18 protein-coding genes are annotated in these 21,063 nt (G+C 68.6%); 9 read left to right on the forward strand and 9 right to left on the reverse strand.

The window, feature by feature from the left end; all coding sequences use genetic code 11:
• Both LRA98_RS05970 and LRA98_RS05975 read right to left on the reverse strand, forming a co-directional pair.
• Positions 1–699, reverse strand: a 699-nt coding sequence (locus LRA98_RS05970; RefSeq protein ID WP_238633026.1) for a type IV pilus twitching motility protein PilT, incomplete at its 3' end; no start/stop codon positions are given.
• 159 nt (positions 700–858) lie between these two features.
• A complete protein-coding gene (locus LRA98_RS05975; RefSeq protein ID WP_238633027.1) occupies positions 859–2,397 on the reverse strand; it encodes an AMP-binding protein in 1,539 nt (512 codons plus the stop codon).
• Positions 2,398–2,545: 148 nt separating this feature from the next.
• Here LRA98_RS05975 and LRA98_RS05980 point away from each other — a divergent pair, with 148 nt between their 5' ends.
• The 5 genes from LRA98_RS05980 to LRA98_RS06000 all read left to right on the forward strand — a co-directional run bounded on the left by LRA98_RS05980 (position 2,546) and on the right by LRA98_RS06000 (position 7,751).
• Positions 2,546–3,202 carry a GntR family transcriptional regulator gene (locus LRA98_RS05980; RefSeq protein ID WP_201168143.1) on the forward strand — a complete coding sequence of 219 codons (657 nt, stop codon included), beginning with the start codon at positions 2,546–2,548 and terminating at the stop codon, positions 3,200–3,202.
• Between the two features lie 163 nt (positions 3,203–3,365).
• On the forward strand, positions 3,366–4,391 hold the full coding sequence (gene dctP / locus LRA98_RS05985) for a TRAP transporter substrate-binding protein DctP (protein WP_201168141.1): 1,026 nt from the start codon (positions 3,366–3,368) through the stop codon (positions 4,389–4,391).
• Between the two features lie 92 nt (positions 4,392–4,483).
• Positions 4,484–5,011, forward strand: coding sequence for a TRAP transporter small permease (locus tag LRA98_RS05990; protein ID WP_201168138.1), 528 nt, complete (start codon positions 4,484–4,486; stop codon positions 5,009–5,011).
• A 30-nt stretch (positions 5,012–5,041) separates the two neighbouring features.
• A complete protein-coding gene (locus LRA98_RS05995) occupies positions 5,042–6,352 on the forward strand; it encodes a TRAP transporter large permease (protein WP_201168135.1) in 1,311 nt (436 codons plus the stop codon).
• Between the two features lie 4 nt (positions 6,353–6,356).
• Entirely contained in the window at positions 6,357–7,751 is a 1,395-nt protein-coding gene (locus LRA98_RS06000) for a malonyl-CoA decarboxylase (protein ID WP_238633028.1), read from the forward strand.
• Between the two features lie 36 nt (positions 7,752–7,787).
• On the opposite strand, the gene LRA98_RS06005 is transcribed toward LRA98_RS06000, so the two are convergent.
• A complete protein-coding gene (locus LRA98_RS06005) occupies positions 7,788–8,906 on the reverse strand; it encodes a PilT/PilU family type 4a pilus ATPase (RefSeq protein ID WP_443134941.1) in 1,119 nt (372 codons plus the stop codon).
• Positions 8,878–10,284, reverse strand: a complete 1,407-nt coding sequence (locus LRA98_RS06010) for a sensor domain-containing diguanylate cyclase (protein ID WP_238633029.1) — start codon at positions 10,282–10,284, stop codon at positions 8,878–8,880. The genes LRA98_RS06005 and LRA98_RS06010 overlap by 29 nt, the downstream gene beginning before the upstream one ends.
• 370 nt (positions 10,285–10,654) lie before the next feature.
• Between LRA98_RS06010 and LRA98_RS06015 the strand changes: the two genes are divergently transcribed.
• The 4 genes from LRA98_RS06015 to LRA98_RS06030 all read left to right on the forward strand — a co-directional run bounded on the left by LRA98_RS06015 (position 10,655) and on the right by LRA98_RS06030 (position 15,660).
• Positions 10,655–12,154, forward strand: a complete 1,500-nt coding sequence (locus LRA98_RS06015; protein ID WP_238633030.1) for a protein adenylyltransferase SelO — start codon at positions 10,655–10,657, stop codon at positions 12,152–12,154.
• Positions 12,155–12,220: 66 nt separating this feature from the next.
• A complete protein-coding gene (locus LRA98_RS06020) occupies positions 12,221–13,687 on the forward strand; it encodes a circularly permuted type 2 ATP-grasp protein (RefSeq protein WP_238633031.1) in 1,467 nt (488 codons plus the stop codon).
• Positions 13,687–14,619, forward strand: a complete 933-nt coding sequence (locus tag LRA98_RS06025) for an alpha-E domain-containing protein (RefSeq protein ID WP_238633032.1) — start codon at positions 13,687–13,689, stop codon at positions 14,617–14,619. Before LRA98_RS06020 ends, LRA98_RS06025 begins: the two co-directional genes overlap by 1 nt.
• A 3-nt stretch (positions 14,620–14,622) precedes the next feature.
• Positions 14,623–15,660: a zinc-binding metallopeptidase family protein gene (locus LRA98_RS06030; RefSeq protein WP_238633033.1), complete on the forward strand. Its 1,038-nt coding sequence runs from the start codon at positions 14,623–14,625 to the stop codon at positions 15,658–15,660.
• Positions 15,661–15,785: 125 nt separating this feature from the next.
• On the opposite strand, the gene LRA98_RS06035 is transcribed toward LRA98_RS06030, so the two are convergent.
• The 5 genes from LRA98_RS06035 to LRA98_RS06055 all read right to left on the reverse strand — a co-directional run bounded on the left by LRA98_RS06035 (position 15,786) and on the right by LRA98_RS06055 (position 21,017).
• Positions 15,786–16,658, reverse strand: coding sequence for a hypothetical protein (locus LRA98_RS06035; protein ID WP_238633034.1), 873 nt, complete (start codon positions 16,656–16,658; stop codon positions 15,786–15,788).
• A 25-nt stretch (positions 16,659–16,683) separates the two neighbouring features.
• Complete coding sequence (locus LRA98_RS06040) at positions 16,684–16,866, reverse strand: hypothetical protein (protein WP_238633035.1); 183 nt, start codon at positions 16,864–16,866, stop codon at positions 16,684–16,686.
• A 122-nt stretch (positions 16,867–16,988) separates the two neighbouring features.
• On the reverse strand, positions 16,989–17,741 hold the full coding sequence (locus LRA98_RS06045; protein WP_238633036.1) for a proteasome-type protease: 753 nt from the start codon (positions 17,739–17,741) through the stop codon (positions 16,989–16,991).
• Positions 17,742–17,860: 119 nt separating this feature from the next.
• Positions 17,861–19,459: a FecR family protein gene (locus tag LRA98_RS06050; RefSeq protein WP_238633037.1), complete on the reverse strand. Its 1,599-nt coding sequence runs from the start codon at positions 19,457–19,459 to the stop codon at positions 17,861–17,863.
• The gene (locus LRA98_RS06055; protein ID WP_238633038.1) at positions 19,449–21,017 is read right to left on the reverse strand and encodes a tetratricopeptide repeat protein; all 1,569 of its coding nucleotides are present in this window, start codon (positions 21,015–21,017) and stop codon (positions 19,449–19,451) included. Before LRA98_RS06055 ends, LRA98_RS06050 begins: the two co-directional genes overlap by 11 nt.
• Positions 21,018–21,063 lie beyond the last annotated feature (46 nt).

Raw genomic sequence — 21,063 nt, forward strand, 5'->3', positions numbered from 1 at the left:
CGCGGAGGACGTGTGCAGGGTGCCGAAGACCAGGTGACCGGTCTCGGCGGCGGTCAGGGCGAGGCGGATGGTCTCCAGGTCGCGCAGCTCGCCGACCAGGATCACATCCGGATCCTCGCGCAACGCCGAGCGCAAGGCGGCGTCGAAGCTCTGCGTATCGCGGTGGATCTCGCGCTGGTTGATCAGCGAGCGCTGCGGCTCGTGGACGAACTCGATGGGATCCTCGATGGTGAGGATATGGCCGGCGTCCTGGCGGTTCTTCTCGTCGATCATCGCCGCCAGGGTGGTGGACTTGCCGGAGCCGGTGGGCCCGGTGACCAGAATCAGCCCCCGTGTCAGCCGGCACAGGTCCTGGAAGATCGTCGGCGCCTGTAACCCCTCCAGCGTGGGGATGTCGCTCGGGATGGTCCGGAAAGCCGCGCCCATGCCGCGGTCCTGCTGGAAGGCGTTGACGCGAAACCGTCCCAGCCCGCGGGCGGCGAAGGAGAAGTCGGTCTCCATCCGCGCCTCAAGCTCGCGGCGCTGGCTGTCGTTCATGATGTCGTAGACGCGCCGCTGAACTTCCTTGTGGCTGAACGCCGGCGCGTCGATGCGGCGGATGTCGCCGTCCACGCGGATGATGGGCGGCTGCCCGGCCGAGAGGTGCAGATCGGAAGCGCCCTGCTCGACGGCAAAGCGGAGGAGGTCCGTGATGTCCATATGCACCCTCGGGATTTTGTAAACGGTGTTTGCAGATTATCAACCCTGGGTGGGGCGGACAATACGGGCCGGACATCCCGACGCGCCGATGGCGCGCCGGGGTGTTCCCGCGGGGAGGGACGGGGTGTTGCCACCGCCGCCTGAGCCGGCAGCGGTGGCCTAGGCGGAGTGCTGCTCGCGCAGGACGTTCTTCTGCACCTTGCCCATGGTGTTGCGCGGCAGCTCGTCGACCACGTGGACCTGCTTGGGCACCTTGTAGCCGGCCAGCTCGGCCTTGAGCCGCTGGATCAGGGTCTCGCCGGCCGGCGGCCGGTTGGCATCGGCGGGGACGATGAACGCGGTCACGGCCTCGCCAAGGTCCGGGTGGTCCAGCCCCACCACCGCCGACTCCTGCACCTCATCCATAGCGTCGAGCTCGTTCTCCACCTCCTTGGGGTAGACGTTGTAACCGCCGCTGATGATCAGATCCTTCTCGCGGCCGATGATCGCGTAGTAGCCGTCCTCGCTGACCTGCGCCATGTCGCCGGTGATGAAGAAGCCATCATCGGTGAACTCCTCGCGGGTCTTCTCCGGCAGTCGCCAGTAGCCGTTGAACACGTTCGGGCCCCGAATCTGCAGGGAGCCGGGTGTTCCCGGCGGCACCTCGTGGCCCGTGTCATCGACGATCCGCGCCCGGACGCCGGGCAGGGGGCGTCCGACCGTACCCGGCCGACGCTCCCCGTCGAGGGGGTTCGACAGGTTCATCCCCGTCTCGGTCATCCCGTAGCGCTCGAGGATCGCGTGGCCGGTGCGTGCCCGCCACGCCTCGAAGGTCTGCTCCTGCAGCGGTGCCGAGCCGGCGACGAACAGCCGCATGGTTCGGCACTGCTCGGCGGTGAGCCCCTCGTGCTGAAGGAGCCGGGTGTAGAAGGTCGGTACGCCCATGAGCACCGTCGCTTCGGGCAACAGGGCAACGATCTGCCCGGCGTCGAAGCGCGGCAGGAAGTGGATGGTCGAGGCCCCGAGCATGGCGCAGTGGAGCGCCACGAACAGGCCGTGGACGTGGAAGATCGGCAGGGCGTGGATGAGCACGTCGTCGTGGCGCCACCCCCAGGCGGCCTCCAGCGCCAGGGCGTTGGCGCTCAGGTTGCGGTGGGAGAGCACCGCGCCCTTGGGGCGGCCGGTGGTCCCCGAGGTGTAGAGGATGCTGGCCGGGTCGTCGGGATGGACGGCGGCGGTGGCGGGGGCCGGTCCGATGCCGGCGGCCGCTTCTTCCAGCAGGCTTCCGCCGCCCGCGGCATCGAGGGTCTCCAGGCGCGTCGCCGGGTGCTCGGCGACGATCCCACGCAGCAGTTCGGCACGCTCCGGGGCGCCCACCACGAGGCGGGGCTCCGCATCCTGGATGAAGAAGGCGAGCTCGGATCGCTTGTAGGCGGTGTTCAGGGGCAGGAAGACCGCGCCGGCGTGCAGGCAGGCGAGGTAGAGGGCGACTGCCTCGGGGCTCTTGTCGACTTGCACGGCCACCCGGTCGCCGCGCCGGACCCCGATCTGCTCCAGGACCGCGGAGAGGTGCTCGGCCAGGCCGAAGGCCTCGTCGTAGGTCCAGGTTCCGCGCTCCGGCGTGATCAAAAAGGGCTTGGACGGAGTCGCCGCGGCCCGTTGCGCCAGGGTGGTGTAGAGGTTGTGAGCGGCCGGATGGCTCGTGGGTTGCGGGGTCATCGCTCCTCCTCGCCTTCTTCTTGCGGGGCGGGCCGGGCGTGGCCGGAGCCCCGGTTGCGTGGCGTATTCGTCGCCATGTTGACGGCGTGCATTATAGATTCTACATTCATAATTACAAACCGCCAACGCCAGGGAGTCACGCAAGGCCATGGCCAATTCGCTTCGCACCAAAGCTATGTACAGCCAGGTTGCAGACCTGTTGCGGGAACGGATCTTCCGGCAGGAGCTCAGCCCGGGGGATCGGGTCGATGAGCTTGCGCTGGCCGAGGAGCTCGGCGTCAGCCGGACGCCCGTCCGCGAGGCGCTGAAGATCCTCGACGCCGACGGCCTGGTCACGCTCGAGCCGCACCGTGGTTGCCGTGTGCGCGAGCTGTCCCAGGACGATCTGGCCCATCTGTTCCCGGTGATGGCCGTGCTGGAGGGGCTCATCGCCCGCGAGTGTGTGGAACGCATCGATCAGCAGGCGGTGGATGAGCTCTTCGAGCTGCACGAGCAGCTGGAGGCCGCCGCGGCCGACGGCGATATCGACCGGTACTACGAACACAACTACCGCTTCCACACCCGGCTGCAGGAGCTGTGCGGCAACCCCTATCTGCAGCGGGTGGCGGCGGAGCTGCGCCGCATCCTGATCCTGGCCCGCCACCGGCAGCTGCGCACGCCGGGTCGCCTGCAGGCCTCGCTCGGGGAGCACCGGCAGCTGATGGAGGCCTTCCGCGATCGCGATCCCGAGGCGGCGGATGCCTGCATGAAGGGCCACCTGCTCGAGCAGGGGCGCACGCTGGTGGGCGGCGGGCAACGCCACTGAACCGGATACCCCGAACCGACAGGCACCAATAAGGGAGGATCCAGCCATTCGAGAGCAGTAAGCGAGACCCGATCCGGCCGTCGCTGCGGACAACAAGACCCGGTCACCGGGCACCGGCGACGGTCGGATCCCGACGATCCAATGCCGCTTGGGAGGAGTCCCGATGAAAAACAGTCATCCGCAACGCCGGATTGCGCAACTGAGCGTGTCCGCTGCCGCCGCCGCGGTCCTCGCGGCTGGTTCTTCGAGCCTCGCCGCCAGCGAGGTCCGGCTTACCGCGTCCCACCAGTGGCCGGGAGGCCAAGGGGATTTTCGGGATGAGATGGTGCAGATCCTCGCGGATCGGGCCGCCGAGTCCGATACCGGTCTGGAGATCCGCGTCTACCCCGACTCGTCCCTGTACGGGGCCCGTGAGCAGTGGCCGGCGATCGCGCGCGGCCGTCTCGATATCACCGCGCTACCGCTGGCCTACGCCGGTGGTCGGCATCCGGAGTTCAACCTGACCCTGATGCCGGGGCTGGTTAAGAATCACGATCACGCCCAGCGGCTCAATGAGTCCGCATTCATGGACGAGATCGTCGAGGTCATGGAGGACAACGGCGTCAAGGTCCTGGCCCACACCTGGCTGGCCGGCGGTTTCGGGTCCAACGAGCAGTGCATCACGGCCCCGGAGGACGTCGACGGCGCGCAGATCCGCGGTGCCGGGCAGTCGTTCGAGACGATGCTCTCGGCCGCGGGGGCGTCGATCAACTCAATGCCGAGCTCCGAGATCTACACCGCGCTGCAGACCGGCGTGCTCGACTCGGCGCTGACCAGCTCGGCGAGCTGGGTCTCCTACCGGCTCTACGAGCAGACCGAGTGCGTCACCCCGCCGGGGGATTACGCGCTCTGGTTCATGTACGAGCCGATCCTGATCTCCAAGGCGTCGTTCAACGACCTGACCGAGGCGCAGCAGCAAGTCCTCCTGGAAGCAGGCGAGGAGGCCGAGGCCTTCGCCTACGAGGCGGCGCAAGAATCGGATCAGGAGATGATCGAGCTCTTCCGCGAGCAGGGCGTCGAGGTGGCTTTCATGGACGACAGCGACTTCGAGGCCTGGCGCAGCGTCGCCGAGGAAAGTGCCTTCCCGCAGTTCGTGGAGAGCACCCCGCGCGGCCAGGAGCTGCTCGATAAGGCCCTGAGCGTCGACTGACGCGGGAGCCGACCGCCGCGGGGACGCGCGTACCTATCGGTGCCACGGTGCGCGCGTCCCCCTCTTCCCACCGTGTGACGGGAGAACCTGCCATGGATCTATTCCTGCGCGTGGTGCGGGGCCTCAACGCGGGGGCCGCGACGCTCGCCTCCCTGATGCTGGTCTTGGCCGCTCTGGTGGTCTGCCAGATGGTCTTCGTCCGCTACGGGCTGAATCAATCGACGTACTGGCAGACGGAGCTGGTGACCTTCCTGCTTGTGGGCGCAACCCTGCTGGGCAGCCCGTACGTGCTGCAGCAGCGCGGCCACGTGACCATGGATCTGCTGCCCATGCTGCTCGGATCACGCGGCAAGCGGATCCTGGCGGTCGTCGCCAACACCCTCGGGTTCGGCTTTGTGGTCCTGCTGCTCGTGACCGGCTTCATCTGGTGGCTGGAGTACTACGAGACGCAGTGGCGCTCCATGTCCGTCTGGGGGCCCCGGCTGTGGATCCCCTACCTGGCCATGCCGGTGGGCATGCTGCTGCTGAGCCTGGAGTACATCGCCCAGACCGCGGCCATCATCACGGGCCGCGAGCGCCCCTTCCCCAGCGAAGCCGAGCAACTGCTCAAAGAACAATAAACGGGGCAGTGCCGCGAGGAGGAGAACTGCATGACTGTCATCTGGATCGCACTGGCCATCCTGGCCGTGTTGCTGGTCTTTCTGTTGCTCGGTACGCCGGTGGCCTTCTCCCTGGGGCTGACCGCTGCGGCGTTCCTGATCTTCTTCGAGGGGGTCGGGGCGGTGGAAATGCTCGCCGAGCAGCTCTACGGGTCGATGGACAAGTTTACGCTGGTGGCCATCCCCATGTTCATCCTGATGGGCGCGGCCATTGCGTCCTCGCGGGCCGGTGCCGACGTCTACGAGGCGCTGCACCGTTGGCTCTATAAGGTGCCGGGCGGGCTGGTGGTCTCGAACATCGGGGCCTGTGGCCTGTTCTCCGCGCTGAACGGGTCTTCGCCGGCGACCTGTGCCGCCATCGGCCGGATGGGCATCCCGGAGCTGCGCCGTCGCGGTTACCCCGAGGGGTTGACCACCGGGGCCATCGGCGCCGGCTCGACGCTGGGCATCCTGATCCCGCCGAGTGTCACCATGATCATCTACGGCGTGGCGACGGAGACCTCCATCGGCCGCCTCTTCCTGGCCGGGATCCTGCCCGGGATCCTGCTGATCGTCCTCTTCTCGATGTGGGCGGTCTTCGTCGCCTGGCGTTCCGGGACGCTCGCCCGGCTGGAGAGCGACATCCACTACTCCTGGAAGGACCGCTTCGCCAAGCTGCCCAAGCTGATCCCGTTCTTTCTGATCATCGTCTTCATCATGTGGGCGCTCTACGGCGGGGTGGCGACCCCGTCGGAGGCGGCCGGGGTCGGTGCCGTGGCAGCGATCCTGATGGTCGTGGTGCTCTACCGGATCTGGCGGCCGCGGGCGTGGTGGGGCATCGTCCATTCGGCCATGCGCGATTCGGTGATGATCATGATGATCATCGGCTGCGCCGGTTTGTTCGGCTTCATGCTCTCCTCGCTCCACGTCCCGCAGGCCGCGGCGGCGGCCGTGGCCGCCCTGGACGTCAATCCGTGGACGCTGATGGCAGTGATCAATGTCTTCCTGCTGATCGCCGGGCTCTTCCTGCCGCCGGTGGCGGTGATCCCGATGACCGCCCCGATCCTGCTGCCGATGGTCCTGGAGGCCGGCTTCGATCCGATCTGGTTCGGGATCATCATGACCATCAACCTGGAGATCGGCCTGATCACCCCGCCCGTGGGGCTGAACCTCTTCGTGCTCAAGGGGATCGCACCGGACGTGCGGCTTGGGGCGATCCTGCGCGGGGCATTGCCGTTCATGCTGCTGATGCTCCTGGCCATCGTGATCATTTCCATCTTCCCGGCCATTGCCACGGGATTGCCCGACGCACTGATGGGGTGACGCCATGAAGACAGCCTGGTGGACTCGTCTGGTGGATTCGGTAGCCGATCGGGGGCTGCGGCTCTCGCGGGTCAAGGGCGGTGCGAAGACCAGTCGGCAACTGGCGGATCACTGCCGGGAGCTGCTAACCAGCCGGGGCGAGGCCAGCGGCGCGGCGCTGGCCCGGGAGGTGGTCCGCGGTCTGGAACGCCTCGATCCGGAAGGTACCGGGAACTTTCTGCAGGCGCTGCGCGACGAGTTCGAGTGCGATGCCGATCAGGTCCGCGAGGCGGCGGAACGCTACCGGCAGAGCGGCGGCCGGGACGGTCTCGATGCGCTCAAGCGCGTGGCCGAGCCGCCGCGCCAGGAGCTCTTCCGCCGGCTGAACCGGGCGCCCGATGGAACGCGGGTGCTGGTGGCCCTGCGCGAGCACCTGCTCGAGAGGCTCCGCGAGGACCCGGGCCTGCGGCCGGTGGATGAGGACCTGCGGCATCTGCTCAGCTCCTGGTTCAATCCGGGGTTCCTGCAGCTGCAGCGTATCGACTGGGACAGCTCGGCGCGGCTGCTCGAGAAGCTGATCAAGTACGAATCGGTCCACGCCATCCAGGGCTGGGAGGATCTGCGCCGGCGCCTGGCAGGCGACCGGCGCTGCTTCGGCTTCTTCCATCCGGCCCTGCCCGGCGAGCCGTTGATCTTCGTCGAGGTGGGGCTGGTCCAGGGGATCCCGGAACGCACGGGGCCCCTGCTCTCGCCGGAGGAGCCGGTTGCCGATCCCGCCCAGGCCGACACCGCGGTCTTCTTCTCCATCAGCAATTGCCAGTTCGGGCTGCGCGGCATCTCCTTCGGCAACTTCCTGCTCAAGCAGGTTATGGAGGAGCTGGCTGCGGAGTTCCCGCAGGTGGAGCGGTTCGTCACGCTCTCGCCGGTGCCCGGGCTCGCCCGGGCGCTGGAGGGGGGCGACGGTACGGAGCCGGCGATCGATCGTGCCTGGCTGGAACAGCTGCTGGCGGACGACCGCGACCGTCTGCACAAGGCTGCGGGCGAGGGCGATACGGTCGCGGCCTTCCGGCGGCTGCTGGCCGAACCCCACGGACACGAGGCGGTGCTGGCCGCCCCCCTGGAGCGAGTCGCCCGGGCCTACCTGACCCGGGTCAAGCGCCGGGGCACGGTGGCCGATCCGGTGGCCCGCTTCCACCTGAGCAACGGGGGCCGGCTGGAGCAGGTCAATCCCTTCGCCGATGATTCGGCGGCGCGGCTGCGCGAGTCCTACGGCCTGATGGTGAACTACCGTTATATCCGCGAGGACGTGGAGGCCAACCACGAGCACTTCGTGCGTACCGGCGAGGTGGTCCTCGCCCGGCGCCTGGCGAAGCGGCAGAAGGAGATCGAGGGGGCGCGCCGCGACCGCGCTTCGGGATAACCCGGGCGCTGCCGGGGGCGGCGGCGGGGCGGTGGCTCAGCTGCGCAACCGCAGCCCGCCGCCACCCCCGGTCGGCGGGCTGTCGTCTTCCGCCCCCTCGAGCTTCACCCGCAGCCGCACCTCGTTGGCCGAGTCGGCGTGGGCGAGGGCATCCTCGTAGCGGATCCGGCCCTCGGCGTAGAGCTGATACAGGTGATGGTCGAAGGTCTGCATGCCGGCCTCTTCGGAGGCCGCCATGGTGGCCTTGAGGGTGTCGATCTCGCCGTTGCGGATGCGCTCCTGGACCAGGGGCGTATTGAGCAGAACCTCCAGCGCTGCGACGCGGCCGTCGCCGTCGGCGGCGGGGATCAGCTGCTGGGCGACGATCGCCTGCAGGTTCAGCGACAGGTCCATGAGCAGCTGCTCGCGCCGGTCGGCGGGGAAGAAGTTGATGATCCGGTCCAGCGCCTGGTTGGCGTTGTTGGCGTGCAGGGTGGCCAGGGTCAGGTGGCCGGTCTCGGCGAAGGCGACGGCATAGTCCATCACCTCGCGGGAGCGCACCTCGCCGATGAGGATGGCGTCCGGGGCCTGGCGCAGGGCATTCCGCAGGGCCGTCGCGAAGTCCGCGGTGTCCACCCCGACCTCGCGCTGGGTGACCAGGCACTGCCGGTGCGGGTGGACGAACTCCACTGGATCCTCAACGGTGAGGATGTGCCCCGAGGCGGTGGCGTTGCGCTCGTTGATCATGGCGGCCAGGGAGGTGGACTTGCCCGTGCCGGTCCCCCCGACGAAGAGGATCAGCCCGCGCTTGCGCGTGGCCAGCTCACGCAGCACCTTGGGCAGGGCCAGGTCGTCCAGGGTGGGGATTTCGGTCTCGATGCGTCGGATGACCAGTGCCGGCTCGCCGCGCTGGTAGAAGGCGCTGACCCGGAAGCGGGCGCCCGCCTCCGTGACGATGGCGAAATTGGCTTCGCGGGTCTGTGCCAGCTCCGCCTGTTGTGTGTCGCTGAGGGTCTCGGCGACCAGCTCGCGGACTGCGGCGGAGTCCAGCGTGTCGGCCTCAAGCGCGGTGACGGTGCCGTCGATCTTCAGCGCCGGCGGCGCCCCGACGGTCAGGAACAGGTCCGAGGCGCGGCGGGCGACCGCCTCATCGAGCAGGGGCTGCAGGCCCATCATCGGCGGTCTCCGGGAGTCGGGAATAGCGGACGGACTGGTTGCGGCCATTGTGCTTGGCGGCGTAGAGCGCGCGGTCGGCGCGCTGCTCAAGGGTCTCTAGGGAGGTGCCGGCCTCGGCCGCGGCCACCCCGAGGCTGACCGTGACCGTGCCCACGCCCTCGAAGGGCGTTTGGGCCACCTGGCGGCGGATGCGCTCGGCCAGGGTCTCGGCGCCTGCCTCGTCGGTCTGGCTGGCCAGGACCAGGAACTCCTCGCCGCCCCAGCGGCCCATGTGGTCGGTCTCGCGCAGGACGCTCTCGATGCGCCGGGCCATCTCCCAGAGGACGGCGTCGCCGGCGCCGTGGCCGTAGCGGTCGTTGACGCGCTTGAAGTGATCCACATCGAAGAGCAGCACGGCGAATGGCGTACCGTGCCGGGTGAAGGCGGCCTGGGCGGCGCGCAGCAGTTGCTGGATCTTGGCTCGGTTGAACAGGTCGGTGAGCGGGTCGTGGGCGGCCCGGTACTCCAGCTCGCTCTGCAGCTCGCGCTGCTCGGTGATGTCCTCGTTGGTGCCCACCAGCCGCTGGGTCCGTCCGTGCGGATCCTCGATGCCCTGCCAGACGGCGCGGATGTGGCGCTGCTCACCGTCGGGACGGCGGATGCGGAACTCGATCTCGCGGCGTTCGCCGCGCCCGGCGCCCGGGCTGCTCGCTGCATGCAGCCGGTCCTGGTGCTCCGGGACCAGCAGGGCCAGCCAGTCCTGGTAGGTGACCGGCCGTTGCGATTCGTCCAGGCCGTAGATGGCCATCATGCGCTCGTCCCAGTGGTAGGTATCGGTTTTCAGGTCGTACTCCCAGACGCCGAGCCCGGCCGCCTCGGTGGCCAATTTCAGGCGCTGTTCGCTCTCGCGCAGGGCGTGCTCGTAGTAGTCGTACTGCCCCGTGAGGTCGGTCATGGCCAGGGCCACCAGCGGCGGCCCGTTCCCGCTGTCCGGGAGGGGCGCGGCATTGACCGAGAGGACGTGGCGGCCGCGCTCGGCGGTGTGGATCTCGCAGCGGGCGTCGAACAGCGGCGTGCCGGTGATCGCCACCAGGCGGAAGGCGAGCAGTTCCGACGGCGGATCCGGGGCCCGATCGTCGCCGGGCGGGGTGGTGTGGTTGAGATCGAGGAGCTGCCGCGCCTTGGGGTTGGCGAAGATGATCCCGCCGCGCTCGTCGAGCACGGCGATCGCCGCCGCCTCCGTGGCCAGCACCAGCGCCGGCAGGGCCAGGCGCGCCTGGTCCTCATCGCCGCCGGTTGGCACCGGCGAAACGGTGAACGCGCCCTGGAGCGCCTCCAGGGCGCGGCGGATCAGTCGCTGGGCGTCGTCCTTGTCTGCGCGGCTATCGTCTGGCGCCATTCAAACTACCCGATCTTGAGCCCGCGGCAGCCGCGCTGGGGGGCGCGCAATCCCTGCCTGTCCCGGGGGTTGCCCGTGGCATCTACCGTAAGCCAGCACCGGCCCGGCGTCCACCGCGGGAGGCCCCGTCACCACCCAGGCGCGAAAGCCTGCCTTTTCTTCTGGGTATTCAAGATACCATGTCCACTCGCTTCCTTGTTGGTTGGCCGGTGCGGCGCGCCGGCCGAAGGAACGGCCGTGGGCAGCCCGGAGCCGGCGGGCCGGAGCGGTTCCATCGGCGGGGCCGGTTTTCCCGGACGCCGGGTGGGCCGAATGCGCGCCGTCATCGCGGCATCATGGAATCCCAATCAGCGGATTGCGGGGTGGTGCCGTGCGTCCACCGCTCAGCGAGATCGACAGCCTGCCTTGGGAGGCGACCTACGCCGCGCTGCCCGATCGCTTCCATGCCCGGCTCGGGCCGACCCCGGTGGCGCGGCCGCAGTGGGTGCGGCTTAATCGCCCGCTGGCCCGGCAGCTCGGGCTCGAGCCCCAGTCGCTGACGGGCGAGGCGGGGCTGGCGGTATTCGCCGGCAATCGGGTGCCCGCCGGGGCGGATCCCGTTGCCCAGGCCTACGCGGGGCATCAGTTCGGGCACTTCGTCCCGCAGCTCGGCGACGGCCGGGCGCTGCTCCTCGGCGAGTTGATCGATGTCGACGGCGTGCGGCGCGATATCCAGCTCAAGGGCGCCGGACCGACGCCGTTCTCCCGCGGCGGCGACGGGCGCGCGCCCATCGGCCCGGTGGTGCGGGAGTACCTGGCCAGCGAGGCGATGGCCGCCCTCGGCATCCCCACCACCCGCACCCTGGCGGCGGTGGCCACCGGCGAAACCGTCTGGCGCCACAGCCCGGAGCCTGGCGGGGTCCTCACCCGGGTGGCGTCGAGCCACGTGCGCGTGGGGACCTTCGAGTACTTCGCCCGGCGCGGTGACCAGGCGGCCGTGCGGCGGCTGGCCGACTACGTCCTGGTCCGTCACTATCCACACTGCACTTGGGCACCGCAGCCTTATCAGGCGCTGCTCGAGGCGGTGGCCACCGCCACCGCGGAGCTGATTGCCGGCTGGATGCACGTCGGGTTCATCCACGGCGTGATGAACACCGACAACCTCTCGGTGGCCGGCGAGACCATCGATTACGGGCCCTTCGGCTTCCTCGACGCCTTCGACCCGGGGACCGTCTACAGCTCCATCGACCACTTCGGGCGCTACGCCTTCGATCAGCAGCCGGCCATCGGCGAGTGGAATCTGGCGCGCCTGGCCGAGGCGCTGCTGCCGCTGCTCGACGACGACCCGGACAGCGCCCTGGATCGCGCCCGCGAGGCCCTGAGCGGCTACCGGCCACACTTTGAGGCCGTCCACCGCGCCGGGTTGCGGGCGAAGATCGGTCTGGCCGAGGCGCGCCCCGGCGACGATGATCTGGTCCACGACCTGCTCCGGCGTATGGCGGCGGAAGGGGCCGACTGGACCCTGACCTTCCGCCGGCTCGGCGAGTTGGACGGGACCGATGCGCGCGGGGATGATGGGTTCCGGCAGGGGTTCCGGGATCCGCAAGCGGCGGATGCGTGGCTGTCGGCCTGGCGGGCGCGGCTGATGTCGGAGCGGCGCAGCGATGCCGAGCGCCGCGCGGCCATGCGCGCCGTCAATCCGGCGTTCGTCCTGCGCAATCACCTGGCGCAGTGGGCCGTGGACGCCGCCACCGAGCGACTGGACTTCGCCCCCATGGAACGGTTGCTCGGGGTGCTCGCCGATCCGTGTTCGGATCAGCCGGAGCACGCCGATCTGGCCCGGCCCCCGGAGATGGGGCAGGCGGTGGTGCGCACCTTCTGCGGGACTTGAACGCCCGGGTGGGAAGCCTGGCACGGTGTGTGCTTAGCTAAGGGAGGGCGAGAGAGGAGCTCCCCAATGGCACCCCGATTCCAAGGCTTCGACACCGATCAGCGTTACGACGAGCTGCTGCAGCCCGATGGCCGGCCGCGCCCGGCGGCGCGGTTGCTGTTCGAGTACCTGAGCTCGATCTGCGAGGACGACCTGGCCGAGCGCATGCGGGCGGTGGACGCCTTCATCCGCGACAAGGGCGTGACTTTCACCGTCTACAGCGACGGCGAGAACATAGACCGCGCCTGGCCCCTGGACGTCATCCCCCGCGTGGTGGACGCCCGCGAGTGGGGGCGGATCGAGGCCGGGCTCAAGCAGCGGCTTACCGCCCTCAACCGCTTGATCGAGGATCTCTACAACGAGCAGGCGGTGATCCGGGACGGCATCCTGCCCCGCGAGATCCTCGAGCAGTCCCGCAACTTCCGGCCGCAGTGCCAGGGCCTGAAGCTCCCTTATGGTGCATGGGCCCACATTTGTGGCACCGATTTGGTGCGCGACCGCGACGGGACCCTCTACGTCCTGGAGGACAACCTCCGCGTCCCCTCCGGCGTGTCGTACATGCTGGAGAACCGCGAGGTGATGAAGCAGGTCTTCCCCGAGCCGTTCGAGGGCTCCGGCATCCGGCCGCTGGACCACTACCCCGGACAGCTACTCGACGCCCTGATCAGCCTGGCCCCGGCCGACGCCGACAACCCCGAGGTGGTGCTGCTCACCCCGGGCGTCTACAACGCCGCCTACTTCGAGCACACTTACCTGGCGCAGCAGATGGGCATCGAGCTGGTGGAGGGGCGGGATCTGTTCGTCGGCGAGGACGACTGCGTCTACATGCGCACCATCTACGGCCCGGTGCGCGTGCACGTGATCTACCGGCGCATCGATGACGACTTCCTCGACCCGGAGGTCTTCCGCCCGGACTCGGCCCTGGGGGTGCGCGGGCTCATGCGGGCCTGGCGGGCGGGGCGGGTGGCCATTGCCAATGCCCCGGGGGCTGGCGTGGCGGATAACAAGGCGGTCTACTCCTTCGTGCCGGAGCTGATCCGCTACTACCTCGGTGAGGCCCCGTTGCTGGCCAACGTCCCCACCTGGCGCTGTCTCTTCGAAGAGGAGCGGGCTTACGTGCTCGAGCACCTGGACGAGCTGGTGGTCAAACCGGCCAACGAGTCCGGCGGCTACGGCATGCTCATCGGTCCCCACGCCGATGACGCCACGCGCACGGCCTTCGCCGAGCAGATCTGCCGCGATCCGGCCAACTTCATCGCGCAGCCGACGCTCAGCCTGTCCACGGTGCCCACGTTCAACGGCGAACACCTGGAGCCGCGCCACGTCGACCTGCGCCCCTTCGTTCTCCAGGCGGCGCGGCAGCACGTGACCACCGGCGGACTCAGCCGTGTCTCCAACGCCCGCGACTCGCTGGTGGTCAACTCCTCCCAGGGCGGCAGCAGCAAGGACACCTGGGTGGTCGATGTGAGGTCCGACGAGCAGGAGGGCGGCTGATGCTTTCGCGCCTGGCCGAGCACGTCTACTGGATGGCCCGCTACCTGGAGCGGGCCGAGAACACCGCACGGCTGATCAGCACCGGCACCCACCTGGCCCTGGATCAGCCCCACGCGGTGCGCATCGACTGGCGGGCGCTGATCGAGGTCCTCGGTGGTCCGGAGGCCGCCGCGCACTGTGACCCGGACCTCACTCCGGAGCGGGCCGCCATGGTGCAGCTCATCCCGGCCTCGGAGCACCCGAGCTCCATCCACGCGGCCATCGCCCGGGTGCGCGAAAACGCTCGCACCGTGCGCGATCTGCTGCCCGACGAGCTGCGCGAGCGCATCAACCAGCTCTATTTCCACACCCACCGTGGCGCCGGTACGGCGGTGGAGCGAGCCCACCGCTTCGACTACCTGCGCGGGGTGATCGAGTACGCCCAGGGGATCAGCGGGGTGATCGAGGGTACGCTCTCCCGCGGGCCGACTTACCAGTTCCTGATGCTCGGCCGGCATCTGGAGCGGGCCGACATGACCACCCGCACCATCGACGTGCGGGCGGCGACGCTGCCGCGGGACGAGGACGACCACCCGCCGACCTGGGACGACGCGGTGTGGATGAACATGCTCCGCTACCTGGGCGGCTACAGCCAGTTCCGGCAGCAGCGCGGCCCGGGGATCCAGGGGCCGGCGGTGGTCGACTTCCTGTTGCGCGACGAGCGCTTCCCGCGCTCGGTGCGCTTCTGCACCCAGCGCATGGAGCGGGCGCTGGAAGAACTCCCGCACCCCGAGGCCCCGTGCCGGCTGCTCGCCGCCGCCGAGCGCCGCGCCACCGCCCCGGTGGAAGTCCCGCTGGATGCCGGGGCGCTGCACCGGCGGCTGGACGCCCTGCAGGTTGATCTGAGCCAGGTCCATGACAGCCTGGGTGAGACCTACTTCTCGGACGGCTGAGCCATGCGCCTCTTCCACTGCGCCTGCGGCAACCGGCTGCACTTCGGCAATACCCGCTGCCTGAGCTGCGAGCGGGCGCTGGGGTTCGATCCGCGGCGCCGCGCCGTGGTTGCCCTGGATGCCGGCGCCGACGGGTTGTGGCGGGCCGCCGGCGGCGGGCGGCAGCGCTACCGCAACTGCGCCAACGTGGCCGCTGCCAGCTGCGACTGGCTGGTGCCCGCGGAAAGCGGCGACGCCCTGTGCCTGGCCTGCCGCCTGACGGATACCATCCCCGACCTGGATAACGAGCTCAATCGCATTTACTGGGGGCGGCTGGAGGCGGCCAAGCGCTACCTGATCACGGATCTGCTGCGCCTGGGCCTGCCTTTGGCCGATCGCTGGCAGGATCCGCAGCGCGGCCTGGTCTTTCAGTTCCTGGCCGATGCCGACACCCCCGAGGGGCCTCAGCAGATCATAACCGGCCACGCCGGCGGGCGGATCACCATCAACGTCGCCGAGGCCGACGAGATCCACCGCGAGCGTACGCGCATCGCCCTCGGCGAGGCCTACCGTACGCTGCTCGGGCACATGCGCCACGAGATCGGCCACTACTACTGGATGCGGCTGATCGAGGGCTCGCCGTGGCAGGAGCGCTTCCGCGAGCTATTCGGCGACGAGCGTGAGCCCTACGAGCAAGCGCTGCAGCGCTACTACCAGCACGGTCCCCAGGGAGCGGACTGGGCCGTGCGCCATATCAGTGCCTACGCCGCCTCGCACCCGTGGGAGGACTGGGCAGAGAGCTGGGCCCACTACCTGCACATCACCGACGCCCTGGAGACCGCCGGGGTCTATCAGCTCACCGGTCTGCCGCAGCCGGGCGAGGACATCGACCGGCTGCTGGCGCGCTGGCACGAACTCAGCGAGGCGCTCAACGCCCTGGCGCGCAGCCTGGGGCAGCGCGACCCCTATCCCTTCAAGGTCACCGCGCCGGTGGCCGAGAAGCTGCGTTTCATTCAGCAGGTGGTGGAGTCGGCCGGATCCAGCGGCGGGGCGGGGAGCTGATCGAACAGCTGCTGCAGGCCGTCGCGCCAGGCCTCGCGCAGTCCCGCGAAGTAGGGGTCGTCTGGCTGGAAGGCGCGGTAGTGGCCGGGGTCGAGGCGCGGCTGATCAGTATAGCCCGAAGGTAGCTATCGGCGGACCGATCGTCGGTTTTGTGCGATTCGATTACGTACCCGCTGCCGGCGGTTTTCGATGCGCTCGCGCAAGGCCGGCATCTCGGACTCCCAGAACGCCGGGTTGAGCGGGGCCTCCTCGCGAAGCGGCACGCCCTCGGTGATATCGACGCCGTCATCGACGTACAGTTGCGCATAGCGCGCCGTCGCACTGCGTCTCATGAGTTCCTGGATTCCCCACCGTGCCTCTTTGCGGACCTGCTTGCGCGCATCCGCATCCCCCTTCCCGGGATCCGCAGCGTAGGCTGCCTGTGCGACGAGGTATTTGCGGACAATGGGCAGGAGGGCCCGGATCCGGTTTAGTGTGAGCAGAGTGCGCTTGCTCGGCAGGTCGATGAAGTTTTCGCATAATGCGATGACCACGTGGACCGGATGGAGTATGGGATACGACAGCGGTTGTCGGCCCCCGTACGGGTGGAACAGTCTTTCGGCGTGCCGTTCGATCTCTGCGGCCTTGAGTCCGTGTGGGCCGTGTAAAAGATCGATCGTGAGATCCAGCCCGGGGCCATGATAATTGGGGACGCGGAGTCGGGCGAGTTCCGGGGTGGCGTCGTCGAAACCGGGCCAAGCGATCTCGGCGCCAATAGCATCAGCAAGGCGTTGGATGCGAGCCTTGAATTCGCCCGGTTCGCCGCCTCGAAGTTGGAGGTCGACGTCTACGGTGTCCAGTGGATGGCTTTCGTTAACAGCCGAGTGATCGGCGTTGGTGAGGGCAAAATACCACTGAAAACCGGCATTTCCCCCGATCAGGATAAAGTCCTCAGTAGAGCCGCCGGCCTGTTCGTAGGCGGCGTAGATTTCGGCGATGGAGTTCCGTAGGTCTGCCACCTTGCAGCAGCTGCGAGGGCGGTAATCAGGGGGCGAACCGTCCGCCGGGGTTCCAGGCTACCGCGCCGATCTGTGCACGCCGCCGCTGCATTTCGGCACGCAACTCCTCCCGTGACCCGTGGCGCAGCAGTTCCTCAAGACGCTGACGCTCTTGCTCTTGCCGCTCGCCAAGTTCACGGAACGAGATCTCGGGCTTTGCCGGGTTCATAGCCATGGTACCTCGATCAGGGGACGCCACGCTCATCGTTAGCGATGGCCGTTGACTTGTCAACGCTGTTGGCATGCGACTGGAGAGCGTGGGCGAGGCTGGGCCGAGAAGCTGCGCTTCATTCAGCAGGTGGTGGAGTCGGCCGGATCCAGCGGCGGGGCGGGGAGCTGATCGAACAGCTGCTGCAGGCCGTCGCGCCAGGCCTCGCGCAGTCCCGCGAAGTAGGGGTCGTCTGGCTGGAAGGCGCGGTAGTGGCCGGGGTCGAGGCTGTCCCGCCGGTAGGTGAGCAGCTCCACGGGCGGGCCCACGGAGAGGTTGCTGCGCATGGTCGAATCGATGGAGATCAGCGCACAGGTTGCCGCCCGGTCCAGTTCCAGCCGTTCGGAGACGATGCGGTCGAGGATCGGCTTGCCGTACTTGGTCTCGCCGATCTGCAGGAACGGGTGCAGCGGTGAGGCGGTGATGAAGTTGCCCTGGGGATAGACCATGTAGATCCCCGGCGCCTGCCCCTGGATCTGACCGCCGATCAGAAAGGTTGCCTCCACGGCCAGGCCGGTCTGCTGGCCCGACTGCTCCACGGTGCGCCGCTGCAGCTCGACGCTGACCTCGCCGAGGTACTCGGCGGCGTCCTCAAGTGTGGGCGCCGTGGCCAGGGATACCTCCGCGCCGGTCTGCCAGTCGCGGTTGAGCCGCCGGACCACCGCCTGGGTGGTGGCCAGGTTGCCGGCGGAGAGCACGACAAGATTGCGCTCGCCCGGCCGGGCGTAGGCGAACATCTTGCTGTAGGTGCTGACCTGGTCGACGCCGGCGTGGGTGCGGCTGTCCGATGCGAAGACCAGGCCCTCATCCACCGCGATGGCGAGGCAGTAGGTCATACCCTACGGACCGTAGCAGCGGGGGCGGCGGACCACAACGCGTCCGGTGTAGGTCGATTCATCCGGGCGCGCCGCGCCCGCATCGCCGGGTGGGGCGCGGTTGTCCGAGCGGGCGATCATCACTCGTCCAGCTCCAGGAAGAAGACACCGTCTACGGCCCAGTCGTTGTTATCGGCCTCGAAGTCGAAAGCGCCGAGCAGCTCGATGATGTCGTCGGCCTCCGAGAGCATGGCGGCGAGGTCGCCGGTGAAAGCATCGGATTCTTCCTCGAAGTGGGTGACCTCCCCAGTGACATCGATGCCGGTAGCCAGCTCAAAGAGGTTTGTCTCCGTCTCATCGGTATGCCAGGTCCAAGTGCCGTCGGAGGTGATTTGACGGACTTGGAATGTTTCCAGCGTGACGGTCTGGTCTTCGGCGGAGATGGCTACAGAGCCATCCAGCCACGCTCTTTGGTCTGGACCTAGAAAGACACCGACTTGCAATTGCTGCCCAAGTTCGTCGACGGCGGTTAGGTCCAGATCTTCGTCAACGGTGTCCAGGTAGGCCTCTCCTCGAATCCCGGGCCCGCTGGGCTCGCCACTTTCATCATCAATCCAATCTCCCCAAGTCCCGGTGGCTGGCGAATTTTGCTCAATCTCTACGGGGTCCCCATTAGAAATAGCGCCATCGACCTCAGATAAGTCGCCATTACTAAAGTCGCGGTCGCGTTCAGACTCGGTCGAGAGCGTCAGCCCCTCCAACCGTGGATCATCCTCCGGCACGGCATCGCCCTCAATGAAGAAGAAGGGGGCGCCCGGCTCAATGCCCACTAGGAACTCATCTTCGGCGTCCGTAGTGGTCTGGTCGATATCCCGGTCCTGGCGGCTGGACAGCGCATCCGTATCCGTACCGGCGGATGCATCAATGCCAGTAGCAGATAGGTCCGCGTCGCTCGTCGGCTCAGGGGTGACCTCTGACTCGTCTTCTGCCGCGGCCAGCGCGCCGCCGTCCTCGGTCTCCTCGGTGTCCTCATCCCCGGGTGGCGCGGCGGCCGCTTCGTCCTCCGTTTCCTCGGCGTCGTCTGCCGGGGCTTCAGCGGGCTCATCCAGGGCGTCCAACTCGGCGGGGCGCTCGCTGAGGGCCTCCGGGGGCAGTTCGGGGTCGGTGACTCGGAAGTAGTCGACGGGGGCGTCGTCCCCGGTATTCACCCGCTGGCGGCTGTCTCCGCGGTTCTCGGCGAAGCCCCGGCCGCGGGGCGTGCCGCCGGCGGTGCCGCCGTCGCCGTGGGCGAGTTCGAAGATGGTTCCGCGGATGCCGATGGTCGCCACTTCGGTCTCGATGGTGTAGTCGCCTTCGCCACTGATCTGACCGGTGATGGCCCGCAGTCCGCCCTCGATCAGGCTCTTGCGGCTTTCGCCGGTGCCGCTCTCCTCGTCGAACGCATAGGCCTCGATGTGCAGCTCGGTGTTTTCGGTCAGGCTTAGGGTCTGGCCGTCCTCAAGGCGCATCTGCAGTCGGGAGCGCTCGTCGGTCCGCAGCCGGTCGCCGGCGCGGATCTCGTCCCGGCGTCCGACGGATTGTTCTTCGCCGTCGCGGATCAGCACCGGGTCGCCGCGGTTGGCGAGGACGATGCCGATGCGCTCTTCGGCCGCAACCGTTAGCGGTGCAAGCGTCGCGGTGCCGCTGAGGAGTGCGGCGAGAGCCCAGGCAGGAGCGGGGCGGTGCGGCTCAGTAGTCATAGCGCACTCCGGCGAAGATCTCGCGCTGGGTGAACTCGAACAGATCGATGTTCGACTGCTTCTCGCGCACGGCGCCCTCGGTGAAGGCGGTGAACCCGGAGTCCCCCAGGGGGTGGGCCAGTGCGCCCCGCAGTTCGTAAGTGGTGGCGCGTTCGGCGCCGTTGTCCTCGTCGGGGAAGGCCGCCAGGGTGGAGCGGGCCTCCCGGGCGCGCTCGTGGGAGGCGGTGGCGGTCACGCTGGCCGTGGTGTCCTCGAAGAAGGCCCGCTGGAGGCCCAGAAAGCCGCCGGCACGGGCCTTGGTGAACTCGTCCTCGTCGGCGGCATCGTACGAAGTGGCGACTCCGGCGTAGAACAGCAGTGCGCTCTGCGGATCGAGCACGTGCAGCGAGGTGGCCGAGGCGCCCAGGGTGAGCGCATCGCGGTCGTCGTTGTCGTAGTCGGCGTAGGCCAGCTGCCCCTGCACCCGCAGCTGCCGGGTCGGCCCCCGGGGCAGGACGGCCTCGGGGGCGAAGGCGAGTCGAGTGCGGAACGAGTCGCCATCGAGCCTCGTGTGCCGCAGTTCCAGTGGCACCCGATAGGAGCGGCCCTCGGAACCCTCGAACGCCAGTCCACCGCGCAATCGTGCCTCGGTCTGGTCGGCGGCGCTGACGTCGCTGTGGTGGCGGTGTTCGATCTCGCCCAGGTACTGGTAGCTGCTGGTGCGGGTCCGCGGCCGGCGGTGCTCGACCCGGGCCCGGGTGTCGAGGAAGGTGTCGGACTCGCGCTCGAAGTCGACCGGGAAGAAGCCGAGAAAGAGGAACTCGTCGTCGGCGGAGTAGAGTGGGTTGGAGTCGTAGCCGGCCGCGATCGCCGCCTGCGCGCGGGTCTCCGGACGGCGCGAGGTCAGGCGGGCATCGATGGCCTCAAGAAACCGTTGAATATTCTGCGCCACCGGCTCGGGCACCTCTTCGGTCTCCAGGACCCGCTTGAATTGGCGCTGCGAGGCCGCATGGTCTTCCGCGGCGAACAGGGCGCGGGCGTACTCCAGCCGGTAGCGTGGCGCATCCGGGGCCACCATGACGGCCCGGTCGAAGTGCACCACCGCCTCGTCGATATCCCCGCTGCGCAGGTAGGCCCGCCCGGCCTCGAAGTCGTACACCGGGACCCCGGTCAGCGCTTCGTGGTCCCGGGACAGGGCGACCGCCTGCTCGTAGTCTCCCGCCTCGACGGCAAGCCGTATATCCCGGGCCACCTGGCGGGCCGGCGGCGCAGTTGCCGGAGTCGGTGGTGCGGGCGGCTCGGCATGCGGCGTCTCGGGACGCAGGGCGGGCGGGATCCGGGGCGATTGCGGCAGGGCGAGACGGTCGCCGGAGCGGATACGGGCCGGATCCGCGATGGTCGGGTTGGCCTGCCAGATCCACGGGTAGAGCAGTGGGTTGCCGAGGTGTTCGGCGGCCAGGTCCCACAGGGTATCCCCGGACTCGATTTCGATCCCCGTATCCGGGGGATCGGGCTCTGCCTGGACGAGGTTGGAACCGAACAGAAGGGAGAGGGCGCAGAGCCCGGTGCGTTTGATCATGCCCAGCCATCCCGTCGCAGCCTTGGAGGAAGGGGTTAACCTTGGC

The organism is Halorhodospira sp. M38 (genome assembly GCF_022227985.1).
Lineage (GTDB): Bacteria > Pseudomonadota > Gammaproteobacteria > Nitrococcales > Halorhodospiraceae > Halorhodospira > Halorhodospira halophila_A.

Bases quoted from the DNA above. Each gene is read 5' to 3' on its own strand.
- LRA98_RS05975 (WP_238633027.1), bottom strand. From the start codon at position 2,397: ATGACCCCGCAACCCACGAGCCATCCGGCCGCTCACAACCTCTACACC.
- LRA98_RS05980 (WP_201168143.1), top strand. From the start codon at position 2,546: ATGGCCAATTCGCTTCGCACCAAAGCTATGTACAGCCAGGTTGCAGAC.
- dctP (WP_201168141.1), top strand. From the start codon at position 3,366: ATGAAAAACAGTCATCCGCAACGCCGGATTGCGCAACTGAGCGTGTCC.
- LRA98_RS05990 (WP_201168138.1), top strand. From the start codon at position 4,484: ATGGATCTATTCCTGCGCGTGGTGCGGGGCCTCAACGCGGGGGCCGCG.
- LRA98_RS05995 (WP_201168135.1), top strand. From the start codon at position 5,042: ATGACTGTCATCTGGATCGCACTGGCCATCCTGGCCGTGTTGCTGGTC.
- LRA98_RS06000 (WP_238633028.1), top strand. From the start codon at position 6,357: ATGAAGACAGCCTGGTGGACTCGTCTGGTGGATTCGGTAGCCGATCGG.
- LRA98_RS06005 (WP_443134941.1), bottom strand. From the start codon at position 8,906: ATGATGGGCCTGCAGCCCCTGCTCGATGAGGCGGTCGCCCGCCGCGCC.
- LRA98_RS06010 (WP_238633029.1), bottom strand. From the start codon at position 10,284: ATGGCGCCAGACGATAGCCGCGCAGACAAGGACGACGCCCAGCGACTG.
- LRA98_RS06020 (WP_238633031.1), top strand. From the start codon at position 12,221: ATGGCACCCCGATTCCAAGGCTTCGACACCGATCAGCGTTACGACGAG.
- LRA98_RS06025 (WP_238633032.1), top strand. From the start codon at position 13,687: ATGCTTTCGCGCCTGGCCGAGCACGTCTACTGGATGGCCCGCTACCTG.
- LRA98_RS06030 (WP_238633033.1), top strand. From the start codon at position 14,623: ATGCGCCTCTTCCACTGCGCCTGCGGCAACCGGCTGCACTTCGGCAAT.
- LRA98_RS06040 (WP_238633035.1), bottom strand. From the start codon at position 16,866: ATGAACCCGGCAAAGCCCGAGATCTCGTTCCGTGAACTTGGCGAGCGG.
- LRA98_RS06045 (WP_238633036.1), bottom strand. From the start codon at position 17,741: ATGACCTACTGCCTCGCCATCGCGGTGGATGAGGGCCTGGTCTTCGCA.
- LRA98_RS06050 (WP_238633037.1), bottom strand. From the start codon at position 19,459: ATGACTACTGAGCCGCACCGCCCCGCTCCTGCCTGGGCTCTCGCCGCA.
- LRA98_RS06055 (WP_238633038.1), bottom strand. From the start codon at position 21,017: ATGATCAAACGCACCGGGCTCTGCGCCCTCTCCCTTCTGTTCGGTTCC.